6 protein-coding genes and 1 tRNA gene are annotated in these 11,991 nt (G+C 40.3%); 2 read left to right on the forward strand and 5 right to left on the reverse strand.

From position 1 onward, the window contains the following. Positions 1–11 precede the first annotated feature (11 nt). The 3 genes from ACR2F3_RS09280 to ACR2F3_RS09290 all read right to left on the reverse strand — a co-directional run bounded on the left by ACR2F3_RS09280 (position 12) and on the right by ACR2F3_RS09290 (position 6,481). Positions 12–1,292, reverse strand: coding sequence for a Gfo/Idh/MocA family oxidoreductase (locus tag ACR2F3_RS09280; protein ID WP_432709701.1), 1,281 nt, complete (start codon positions 1,290–1,292; stop codon positions 12–14). A gap of 147 nt (positions 1,293–1,439) precedes the next feature. Next, complete coding sequence (locus tag ACR2F3_RS09285) at positions 1,440–3,203, reverse strand: RagB/SusD family nutrient uptake outer membrane protein (RefSeq protein ID WP_432709702.1); 1,764 nt, start codon at positions 3,201–3,203, stop codon at positions 1,440–1,442. Between the two features lie 17 nt (positions 3,204–3,220). Further along, entirely contained in the window at positions 3,221–6,481 is a 3,261-nt protein-coding gene (locus tag ACR2F3_RS09290; RefSeq protein ID WP_432709703.1) for a SusC/RagA family TonB-linked outer membrane protein, read from the reverse strand. A gap of 213 nt (positions 6,482–6,694) precedes the next feature. Between ACR2F3_RS09290 and ACR2F3_RS09295 the strand changes: the two genes are divergently transcribed. Then, the gene (locus ACR2F3_RS09295; protein WP_432709704.1) at positions 6,695–7,945 is read left to right on the forward strand and encodes an ROK family protein; all 1,251 of its coding nucleotides are present in this window, start codon (positions 6,695–6,697) and stop codon (positions 7,943–7,945) included. 459 nt (positions 7,946–8,404) lie between these two features. Here the strand turns inward: ACR2F3_RS09295 and ACR2F3_RS09300 are convergent. Both ACR2F3_RS09300 and metG read right to left on the reverse strand, forming a co-directional pair. Beyond that, positions 8,405–8,476: transfer RNA gene (locus ACR2F3_RS09300), tRNA-Arg, on the reverse strand. A gap of 6 nt (positions 8,477–8,482) precedes the next feature. Continuing rightward, on the reverse strand, positions 8,483–10,591 hold the full coding sequence (metG, locus tag ACR2F3_RS09305; protein ID WP_432709705.1) for a methionine--tRNA ligase: 2,109 nt from the start codon (positions 10,589–10,591) through the stop codon (positions 8,483–8,485). A gap of 41 nt (positions 10,592–10,632) precedes the next feature. On the opposite strand from metG, the gene ACR2F3_RS09310 reads away from it, so the two are divergent. Further along, the gene (locus tag ACR2F3_RS09310; RefSeq protein WP_432709706.1) at positions 10,633–11,547 is read left to right on the forward strand and encodes a S66 peptidase family protein; all 915 of its coding nucleotides are present in this window, start codon (positions 10,633–10,635) and stop codon (positions 11,545–11,547) included. Positions 11,548–11,991: the final 444 nt, after the last annotated feature.

Here is an 11,991-nt window from a genome sequence, read left to right on the forward strand (position 1 = left end):
GACCTGGTTAATTAAATTGTAAAAGGCGCACGCATTACAGGATTTATCAACCTATTTGCCCCTTCGTCGTCTATAAATTCCTGTTTTACCGGATCAAACTTTAACGAACGACCTAGCCTTAACGCGATTAATCCCATATTTACAATATTGCAGGATCGATGTCCATTCTCTTCATTTAAAGCAAATTTTTGTCTGGTCTTTACAGAAGTTACAAAGTCTGTCATCTGCGGCGCAGGATCAGGGAACGCGGCCAATTTTCTCTCCAGGTCTGGAATATCCGATTTAAATCCAGGGTACAATTTACCCTTAGGCCCTTCTATATAAGGGACATTTGTATCTTTCCCTTCACCGTCTAAAATGATTTGGCAACCATCGGCATAAGTATAAGTGATCCGTCTCCAGGTACCCACTGCATCTGTATGTTGTTGTGGGGCATCGATCTCTACGGAAACCGGGCTTGTATCATCTTTACCTAAAAAGTATTGGATAGGATCAATGTAATGCTGTCCCATGTCACTCAATCCACCGCCATCATAATCCCAATAACCACGGAAAGTCTGATGAACGCGATGCTCATTGTATGGCTTATAAGGTGCAGGACCAAGCCACCTATCATAATCTAATTCTGGTGGGACAGGCTGAGGTTCAAGATTGTCCTTACCTATCCAATAAAACTTCCAGTCGTAACCCGTATGTTTTCCAACGGTCACCTTTAAAGGCCAACCTAATAAGCCACTGTCTACTAATTTCTTAACAGGCTTTACTGTGGTTCCCATTCCGTAAAAATTATCTTTGAATCTAAACCAGGTGTTCAGACGAAACATGCTGCCATGTTTCTGCACAGCCTCCAGTACACGTTTACCCTCACCAATGGTATGAGTCATCGGTTTTTCACACCAAATATCTTTGCCGGCTTGAGCAGCATCAACAGACATGATGCCATGCCAGTGTGGAGGCGTTGCAATGTGTACAATATCTACTTCCGGCAGCTTAAGTAACTCCCGGTAATCATTAAAGGTTTTAACCCCTTTATCAAGCATCGATACTGCTTTGCTCAAATGCCTGGTATCCACATCGCATATTGCCACAACCTGAGTTCCGTCGTAGTCGAAATGCCCACGCCCCATGGAACCGACGCCAATTACAGCTTTTGTTAGCCTATCGCTAGGTGCAATAAAGCCAGTTCCCCCTAATACATAACGTGGCACAATGGTAAAAGCTGCAAGCCCTATGGCAGTTTTTTTAAGAAAATCTCTCCTTGAATCTGGTGTTTTTGTTTTTTTAGGTTCCATTATTATTTGATGATGTTGTGGCCTTATCTCATAAGACTTTAAATTTATATAAAATATCAATTAAAGATCCCTTGCCAAGAAAATTTGAATCGTTTAATCAACAATAGTTCTGCAATAACTATTACTGCAGAACCTGATACTTAACTATTAATGAAGTGTTGGATCAAAAGTTCCGCCCCAATCTTTATTCTGTTCCAACTTTTCTGTCTTTCCGATAATAGATTGTGAAATCGGGGCAAAGTAATATTTATCTGGCAAAACATTCAATTGTACACCTGTTCTTGGAATTTGCAACACGACATACTTAAAATCATTTTCCTTTAACTGGTTGTTAGTTGCAAGTGTTTTTGCCTGAGTAATAGGCATTTCAGATCCGTCTGGCAGTATTGCAATTGCTTCGATACCGAATTTAGGTACATTGTTTAACACACTGAACAATCTCCAGCGACGTAAATCATTGAACCTATGTCCCTCAAAACACAATTCAACATTTCGCTCTTCCATGATTGCCTTTCTAATTTCCTCCCTGCTTGTTCCTGTGATCCCATATTTACTGTCTGCTCCTTGCGCTATGCCTGCACGTTTACGAATCTGTGTTAAAATATCCAAAGCATCGGCAGAATGACCAGTTTCATTTGCCGCTTCCGCATAATTTAGCATCACTTCTGCAAATCTCATTAATACGAAATCCGTGTCATATTGCTCAACTTGTTCCTGCTTTAAATCCAAGCGGTTATTTTTTGCGATAAAAAATCCGGAATAACGGTTTCCATTTTCTGATTTATCTGTAGAATTAGGGTTGATGCCGAAATTATCCAGGGAAGGGGCTACACCAAGACCGGTATACTGTCTATATCCATCCACTTTCCCAGAAACAGGGAAGGTTTTGGCATTCCACAAGATAGATTTGTTAAACCTAGGATCTCTATTTTCCCAATAAGATTTCAAAAACTGTTCTTCTGTTTTATAGTATATGCCCGTAGGGTCGTTGTACATTTTTCCGTCTTTCATCGGAAACGCTTTTATAAAGTTCCAGTTCGGAGAAGCACTTGCCGGTCCTCTGCTCAATGACCCCGGACGAGTTCCATTGTCCCAGTTTGCGGTTTTATTTGGGAACTTATTAATCACAGAAAAAACAACCTCTGGATTTTTCTCTACTAGTGCAATATTTGAATAATCATCTACTAAACTAAAATTTTGCGCTTTTAATTCATCGTATGCTAACTTATTAGCCGTGTAAGCATCAGCCCAGTAAGCATTATCCCATGGATTTGCAGGATTAAACTGAGGAGAGGCTTTATACAACATCACTTTAGCTTTAAATGCAAGGGCGAAATTACCGTCAATTTTACCCCAATCACCAGAGGATGGTGCGATCCGTTTTGGCAGGGTTGCAATTGCCTGATCCAAATCTTGAACAATAAACTCAAAGCATTCCCGGGTAGAATTTCTGGGCACATCCAGTTCATCTTTATACCTATCCTGAGGAATTTTAATGTAAGGAACGCCACCGTAAGTACTTACCATGCTAAAATAAATATAGGCCCTTAAAAAATAAGCCTGACCGAGAATGTTATTTTTTTCAGTAGGTGGTAAAGAGCCTGCTTCTACATCTACTAAGGCTTGATTTATTAAACGGATCCGGCGATAATCCCAGTTGCCTAGTCCGCCGTTTGTAATACTAACCGCATCAGGAAAGAAAGGAACCCCCGCCAATTGATCTGATCTAAAATCAGCACTGGCACTCCAGTTGCCAAAAACAGAATAAATGTTTGCCATATACGCGTTCGCCAAGTTGGCATCATTCCAAACCTTTTCCGGGCTATAACTATTTATATTTTCTACATCTAACACCTTTTTACAGCTAGTAGAGAACGATATTATTAATATATATAAGATGATTTTTTTCATGATCTATCTGATTATCTTTAAAATTTGATATTTAATCCAAGTGTAAATGTTTTCATTACGGGGAAAGAATCATAATTATTCTGTTCCGGGTCATGAAATTCTTTCATATCTGAAATGGTCAGTAAGTTAGTGCCATTAAAAAACAACTGGGCACTTTTGAGCTTCACTTCGTTAAGCCAGCCTTGTGGTAAATTATAAGCGACGTTCAGATTTCTCAGCCTCAGGTAAGCACCGTTTCTAATCCAGAAGGTAGAGTTTTCAGTTCCGGATTCCGCCCAGTTATTCCCAGTCACACGTGGATATTTTCCATTTGGATTTTCCGGCGTCCATACGTCCCCGGCCCATATCGGGTAATAGGTTCTAAAGCTGCCGCCATGTTGACGCATACCTCCGCCCTCAAGGTTACTGATGATCCTATCATATGCACCAACACCCTGGAAATGGGTATCTAGCGTAAAACCTTTCCAACTTACGTTAAAACCTAATCCGAAATTAATGCGTGGTGTGTTATTGTTACTTAACAACTGGATATCATTGCCATCTATTTTTCCATCCGGTGATGGGGTAAAGTTATCCCCTCTGACGTCTTCATATATAATTGCGCCTAAATATGGCGTACGTCCATAGGTCTTATAGCCACTGGCAATCAGTTCATCTAATTCCGTTTGGGTACGGACAATTCCCTTAGCCTTAAATCCAAATAATCTGTTGGCAGGTTGCCCAATGGCAGACTGCCAGGCGCGGGGACCTCCTGGTAAATAGTCAGCACCCTGATCTAAAATATCCCATTGGTCTTTTGCATAACCAACATTTCCGTAAACACTAAATAAAACTTCTTTGTCAAGGGCACTTTTCCAGTTTAAGGTAAGCTCAGATCCACGGAAAGACCTTTGTGCATAATTTTCGGCAGCAAGAGCTTGCCCATAAGAATCAGGTAAAGTCACGGTTCGCGGGCCTAATATGTTTTTCATTTTATTTCGAAAGACTTCAACACTTCCCGATAAACTGCGGTTAAGGATTTCAAAATCAAGCCCAATATTAGAATTTTCAATGGTTGCCCAAGTTACATTTGGGATGGGTGTCGCTCCGGGAGCAATGGTTGTATATAGGTTATCGCCAAACATATACGCCCCGGAATTTACGTAAGTAGAAGTATAAGTAAATGCTGGAAGCGGATCACTATTGATATCTAAAAGGTTTCCCGTTGTACCATGAGAAATTCGCAATTTCAAGTCATCAACCCAACTCACCGAATTCTTGAAAAATTCTTCCTGAGAGGCGCGCCAGGCTAAGGAAACGGAGGGAAAAAAGCCCCATCTGTTTTCTGTAGAGAAGAGCGTGCTTCCGTCATATCTGAATGCAAAATCAGCCAGGTAACGGTTATCGAAATTATAATTCAACTTACCCACCCAGGCCTGGCTAGCGCCTAATCCTTCGAAGCCACTTCCCGTTCTATTCGCTTCATCATTTGAATACACGAACATCTGATCAATTGAAGTCAGCGGATTGGAAGCTTTAGAGGTTACGTTATAATGATGACGCTCTGTTTGTTCCCAAACAGCTAAGGCGTTTACTGTATGCTTGCCAAAAGTACGGTTATAGGCTAGGTAAGCATTTAATTGATACTTCCATCCATTTTCTGTTTGGTACCTCAAAAAAGGCTGGGCCTGACTAAAATTAAAAGTATTGGTATTGTTTGGATCAGGTGCTCCTGGAATGAAACGGTTACCACCAGGATCTTTAGAGATAAAAGCATAGTTTTTTTGAAATGTCATGTACCATTTACGCAGGTAGTCATTGCCTTCGTAATTTCCGACCATTTTCGCAGAAAGTCCTTTAATAAATTGATCTAACTTAATGTCCATTGTTAAAATGGAATTTACTTGTCTTTTAGTAGTGTGGATATAACGATCTCCCATAACCTGATCAATCACATTCCAGGCTTGCCAGCTTCCCATTGGTGTTTGTACCGGAAAATCAGTGACGTGATTTGCAGGCGTACCATCGCGTTCGGTATAAAAAGGGTATAATTTAGGCCAGTTGAATGTAACACGATAAAAATCGCCTACGTTATAATCGTCATCCGTGTCGAATGGCCAATAGAAACGATCGTGATTTTGTTGGGCAGCCGAGATATTCAGGTTCAATGAAATGGCCTCATTTAATTTGGCAGTAACATTGGAGCGTAGGTTAAACTTCCCATAATCTAAATTTTTATAAGAACCGTCTTCTCCTGTATAACTTGCTTGTGCATAATAGTTGATCTTTTCGCTACCGCCATTTACACCAAACAGATATTTCTGCGTCATTGGGTTCTGCCAGATCCAGTCGTTAACATTATAGTTTTTATCTTTGAAATAATCGAATTCCCGTTGTCCGTTTGGCAGTGGATCTCCCCTGAATGATGCTACCCGATTTTGATAAGTCAGCTCATCTGCAGCAGTGGTTAAGTCTGCCAGTAAAGTTTGGGTTGGCCTTGCAGTGGTAAATGAGGTTTGAAAATTAAAAACAGGTGCTTGATTCGACCCTTTTTTTGTGGTAACCACCACCACGCCATTTCCTGCCTGGGAGCCATACACTGAAGCCGTTGCTGCATCTTTTAAAACCGTCATCTGATCAATCTCATTCGCGTCTAAGGCATCAAAATCCGCTTTCGTTTTTATGATTCCATCAATAACAATCAAAGGTGATCCAAAAGACCCCCGGATTCTAATGTTAGAACTCGCCCCAGCTAAACCGGAAGAATTGGTAACGGTCACCCCAGCGGCCCTTCCGGCAAGTGCATTGGAAAGATTAGTGACCGGCACATTGTCTACCTTACCCATGTTGATGGAGGATACGGCCCCTGTGATATCTGATTTCTTCTGCGACCCATAGCCAAGCACCACCACTTCATCCAGGTCATTTTTAGTTTCTTTCAATACGATGGTAAGATCATTTTTTGCAGGTACTACTTGCGTTTGGTATCCCAAATAAGCAATTCTTATCGAATCGCCAAGCTTCACATTTTTTAAGATAAACCTACCATCCGGATTGGTTTGCGTATTATTTGATGCACGCAACACAGATACTGTTGCTGCAGGGATAGGTAATGATGCCTCATCTATAACCCTTCCCCTAATTTCTATTATATCTGTACTCTGGGCAAATGCAGCGCCGGCCACATTTAAAAATAGAAACAGAAAAGTGTAAAAGCTTTTCTTGTAAGAAAAAAACTTTGTTGTAAAAACTTTGCTAAGGCAAATTTTAGGTTTGGTAGTTAGTTTAGGTTGGTTCATAGTTAATTTGTGGTGTAACTAGGTTGGTTGTTTTATTCCAGGACATTTGCTAATAGAAGTGGTTAAATTCTAAACAAATGGTTTTGTTTAGGAAATATAATGACATTCTTTGTTTAAGTTTATTAGAAATACAATTTTTTTATTCAAAAAAATTAGTTTTACTAAAAAATTAACAAAGTAGACAACTATTACATTAATTAATTCACTTAATCAATGAATCTTTCATTATTAAAAAACATAATATTATCAGAAAGCAAAAATGATAAGCATCTGAATCATAAATACAGAATTCTGAAGCATCTCTTTTGCGAAGGATCGTCTTCCATATCAACTTTGTGTGATGCTGTGGGTGTTAGTACACCAAGTATGATAAAACTTGTAATAGACCTTATAAATATAGGCTGGGTAGAAAAAAGTGGCAGTGGCGCGTCTGTTGGAGGAAGAAAACCAGACTTATACGCTTTAAAAGACGAAAGAGCCTTAATTATCTGTGTAGATGTAGAGTTGTGCGACACCAAAATAGCCGTTCTCGATAATAACTGTAATTTTATATCAGAGGTAAAAACATTTCCCTTACCTCTTTCTAAAAACAGGAGCGATTTTTTTTCTATTTTACTTCCTCACCTGAATGAAGTTTTGCAATCAGATCATATCGACAAAAGTAAAATCATAGGATGTTATGTTGGCATGCCAGGTTTAGTAAACACTGAAAAAGGTGAAAACTATAGTTATCTGATTGATAACTTTGAAGACGGCTCCTTAGTTCAAGCCTTTGAAAAAGCCCTTAATTTACCCGTAATAGTTCAAAATGATATGGCTGGATCTGCCATTGCTGAAATACGCCATGGACTTGCAAAAGGTAAAAAGAATGTTCTGGTACTACTTATGGATTGGGGGGTTGGCCTTGGGATTGTAATGGATGGGAAGTTAATAAGAGGAGCTACAGGTTTTTCGGGCGAGTTCGGGCATATTCCTTTTGTGGAAAATGGCGCACTTTGCTATTGCGGAAAACACGGTTGTTTAGAAACTATAGCATCTGGAAATGCACTATCAAAAACGGCTAAAGATGGTCTTTTACAAGGTAAAAAATCTATGTTAAATGAGCTATCGAAAGTAGAACTTGACAGAATAGAGCCAGAGGTAATTATTAATGCCGCAAATAGGGGCGATCAATATGCCATCCAACTATTATCTAACATTGGAGCAAACATGGGTAAAGGAATATCAATTCTTATTCAATTATTTAACCCGGAAATCATTGTGTTAAGCGGAAAAATTGCGAAGGCCAAGCAATACATTACTCTTCCCATGCAGCAATCTATAAATACCTACTGTATGACGCAGATAAGAGAAGAAGTTACTATAGAATCCTCAGATCTTGGTGAGAACTCCAGACTTCTGGGCTATGCAACAGATGGAATTGATCGATTTTTAGATGCTTACCTTAAAAAACAAAAAAAGTAAAAAATTAGAATCGGCACTTATTCCATTGATGAGGCTAGCAGGAGGGGCATCCTGATCAGATCAAGACTTGGGGAACCACCTCATTATTACCAAAAACGGCGCTGAAAGTTATCTCCTACGGGTAGATATTCTTACCCCTTAGTCTACTTTGTTACTGGACCGACCTAACAACGACTCAGGAACGACATTTCGACGGGATTCGTACGGCAACTCTCGGATGATTGTCGTACGAATCCTGTGCCTGTTACGTGTCATCTCTGCTCTATCATGAGACTTGAGTGGAAGCGCATACACCCTGTTTAATCTATTGAATTGGGATTAGAATTACAATGAACCACCTGGAAAAGATGACTGAGCATTTACCGGCTTACATCAATCTTAATTGAAGAAAAACCCCTTAAAACAAAGTCTTAAGGGGTTTTGAATGCTTTGCTATGTTTATAGCTTTGCCTAAGGTTGTGGTCCCGACGAGAATCGAACTCATATCTAAAGTTTAGGAAACTTCTATTCTATCCGTTGAACTACGGGACCAGTAACTTACCTCACTACGCTACCATTACTATGGTTTTGTACAGGTGCCACAAAAGTAAGTTTTCCATCTGAATTTTCAGACATTAATATCATTCCTTGTGATAATATTCCTTTAATTTCTCTTGGAGCCAGGTTTACTACCACACACACCTGCTGGCCAATCACTTCTTCCGGCTTAAAAAACTCAGCAATACCCGAAACAACCGTACGTTGGTCAATACCTGTGTCAAGCGTTAACTTCAGCAGCTTTTTAGTTTTTTCAACCTTTTCTGCAGCAATAATCGTAGCAACGCGGATATCTATTGAACTAAAGTCCTCGAACTTAATGTTCTCCTTTGCCGGAGCAGCTACAGCGTTTGCAATCGTATTATCAATCTTGCTTTGGTTTAACTTATCGATCTGTGCTTGTACTTCCTCATCTTCAATCTTCTCGAACAATAAAACCGCTTCATTGATTTTATGACCACGGGGCAACAAGTCCATTTTACCGGCGTCTTCCCATAAATTACCACCGTAATTTAGCATTTTCATCAACTTGCCAGCAGTAAATGGCAAGAAAGGCTCCATTAAAATCTCCAGGGTGGCAACAATATGCAAACTAATGTTCATAATGGTACGAACCCGATCCTCATCAGTTTTGATCAATTTCCAGGGTTCCGTTTCTGCCAGGTATTTGTTACCTAAACGCGCCACATTCATTACCTCACCTAAGGCCTCTCTGAAACGGTAATTCTCCATCGACGCACTTACCTTTGCAGGCGCAGCAGCCAATTCATCAATCACTAACTGGTCTTCGGGAGTTACATTCATCAACATCGGCACATGGCCCTCAAAGTACTTGTGTGTTAACACCACTACCCGGTTAATGAAGTTACCCAACACGGCAACCAGTTCATTATTATTTCTCGCCTGAAAATCCTTCCAGGTAAAGTCATTATCCTTCGTCTCCGGCGCTGTTGCCGTTAAAACATAACGAAGCACATCCTGCTTGTCTTTAAAGTCTACAAGGTACTCATTAAGCCACACCGCCCAATTTTTGGAGGTAGAGATTTTCTGTCCTTCCAAATTAAGGAATTCATTAGCTGGAACATTATCAGCTAAAATATAATCACCGTGAGCCATTAGCATCGCCGGGAAGATGATACAGTGGAAAACAATATTGTCTTTACCAATAAAGTGAACCAGCTTTGTTGAATCGTCTTTCCAGTAGTCTTCCCAGTTTCCTTTTTCTAATTCATTTTGGTTAATGTAATATTCGTCGGCTTTTGGATTCCAAACATCCAGACGGGCATATTCAAACAACTCTTTAGTTGCAGAAATATAGCCGATAGGAGCGTCAAACCATACATATAATACTTTGCCTTCAGCACCTTTAACCGGAACTTTTACCCCCCAGTCCAGATCCCTGGTCATAGCACGAGGCTGCAAACCTGCGTTTAACCAGCTTTGGCATTGGCCATAAACATTTGGCCGCCATTCTTTATGGCTTTCAATATAGCTGCGTAATTTATCTTCGTATTTATCCAACGGCAAGAACCAGTTTTTGGTTTCTTTACGCACTGGTGGCTCTCCAGAAAGGGTCGATTTTGGGTTAATCAGGTCCGTTGCATTCAACGTGCTGCCACAGTTCTCACATTGATCGCCATAAGCATTCTCATTACCGCATTTCGGACAAGTACCTGTAATATATCTGTCGGCCAAAAAGGTTTGTGCCTTTTCATCGTAATATTGTTCCGTTACTTCTTCAGTAAAAACACCTTTTTTATACAAGGTTTCGAAAAAATCTGAAGCCGTATGGTGGTGTGTTAACGATGAAGTGCGGTGATAGATATCAAAAGACACCCCAAACTCCATAAAAGAGTCGCCAATAATTTTGTGGTATTTATCAACGATTTCCTGTGGACTAACACCCTCTTTTTTTGCCTTTAGCGTAATGGGAACGCCATTTTCGTCAGATCCGCAAATAAATTTCACCTCTCTTTTGTTTGCACGAAGGAAACGTACGTAGGTATCTGCGGGTAAATACACACCTGCCAAGTGACCGATGTGAACCGGACCATTGGTATAGGGTAAAGCCGCTGTAACGGTATATCTCTTTATTTTACTGTTATCCAAAACTATTTTTATTATTTTGCCCAAAGATAACAGTTTTACCAATGATTAATCAGCCCCCTTATTTAAAAAAGAACGACAAAATTGCCATTGTTTCTCCGGCAAAGAAATTACCGAAACGGATTGACAATGCTGTGGAGTTGTTTAAACAATGGGGACTGGAAGTAATCATTGGAGAAAGCGTATATGCTGAATGCCATCAGTTTGCTGGAGACGATGCATTAAGGACGCGCGATATCCAACATTTTTTAGATGACCCATCCATTAAAGCCGTCGTGGCGGCACGTGGTGGTTATGGTACCATCCGCATTATCGATGAACTTGATTTTACCGCTATGCGAGTTAGCCCCAAATGGTTCGTTGGATTCAGCGACATAACCGTTTTGCTTTCGCACCTGTTTCAAACGCTTGGAATGCAATCCATCCACGCCCAAATGCCTTATACTTTCGACGAAGGGACTCCTGAATCGCTGGAATCTTTACGCAGGGCACTATTTGGCGAAGCCTTGCAATACCAATACACCAGCACCTTTACTAATCGTCCGGGTCAAACTGAGGGCGTTCTAATCGGTGGCAACCTCACCCTGCTCGTCATGATGCAGGGCTCTATATCTGAAATGGATTATACAGATAAAATTTTGTTCATTGAAGACGTGGGTGAAAGCGAAGCTTCCATAGACCGCATGATGCGTATGTTGAAACGCTGTGGTAAACTTGCCCACCTTAAAGGACTGATCGTTGGTGCCTTCAATGAAATTCCCGAAGAGAAAATTCCTTTTGGGCAAAGCCCAGAGGAAGTTATCTGGGATGCAGTAAAAGAATATAATTATCCCGTGTGCTTTAATTTTCCTACTGGACACATAGACGACAATAGGGCAATGATATTGGGAGCAACCGCTTCGTTTGCTGTAGAACAGGATGGCTCTGTCCAGCTTATTCATCATCCAGCGAATCTATAATAGCTTCTATTCGAGTCAGCAACTTCCCGTAGTGATATTTAGACTATCATTCTGCAGTTTAGCGTTTGAACAACAAAACATTCTTTAAAAGCCATTATTTACGGATTCCCGTAACCATGAGAACTATCTGAAAGTTACATTTGATTATATTCCTTTTTGGTAGGAGGAATATCACGTTAGTTCCAGTACGTTGGGTGTGATTTAGCCCGGGTTATGCAAATAGCCCGGGCTTTTTTGTGATTTTATTTAAATATTGTTGTAATGACGGAGGATCTTCGCGACGCCATAGCTAGCTTAAAATATAGGGCAAAAAAATAGCAGCAAAACTTAATTTGCTGCTATTGGATCAAATAATTATCTTTTGTGCGTAGCACAATCAGTTAATAGCCTGGGTTCTGCTGATCTCTAATTAATGGATTCGCATTCACTTCAGACAATGGGAAA

Source organism: Pedobacter sp., from assembly GCF_045627485.1.
GTDB lineage: Bacteria > Bacteroidota > Bacteroidia > Sphingobacteriales > Sphingobacteriaceae > Pedobacter.

What these genes read in the sequence shown, in the direction of transcription:
- ACR2F3_RS09280 (WP_432709701.1), bottom strand. Translation starts at nt 1,292, where the DNA reads ATGGAACCTAAAAAAACAAAAACACCAGATTCAAGGAGAGATTTTCTT.
- ACR2F3_RS09285 (WP_432709702.1), bottom strand. Translation starts at nt 3,203, where the DNA reads ATGAAAAAAATCATCTTATATATATTAATAATATCGTTCTCTACTAGC.
- ACR2F3_RS09310 (WP_432709706.1), top strand. Translation starts at nt 10,633, where the DNA reads ATGATTAATCAGCCCCCTTATTTAAAAAAGAACGACAAAATTGCCATT.
- ACR2F3_RS09290 (WP_432709703.1), bottom strand. Translation starts at nt 6,481, where the DNA reads ATGAACCAACCTAAACTAACTACCAAACCTAAAATTTGCCTTAGCAAA.
- ACR2F3_RS09295 (WP_432709704.1), top strand. Translation starts at nt 6,695, where the DNA reads ATGAATCTTTCATTATTAAAAAACATAATATTATCAGAAAGCAAAAAT.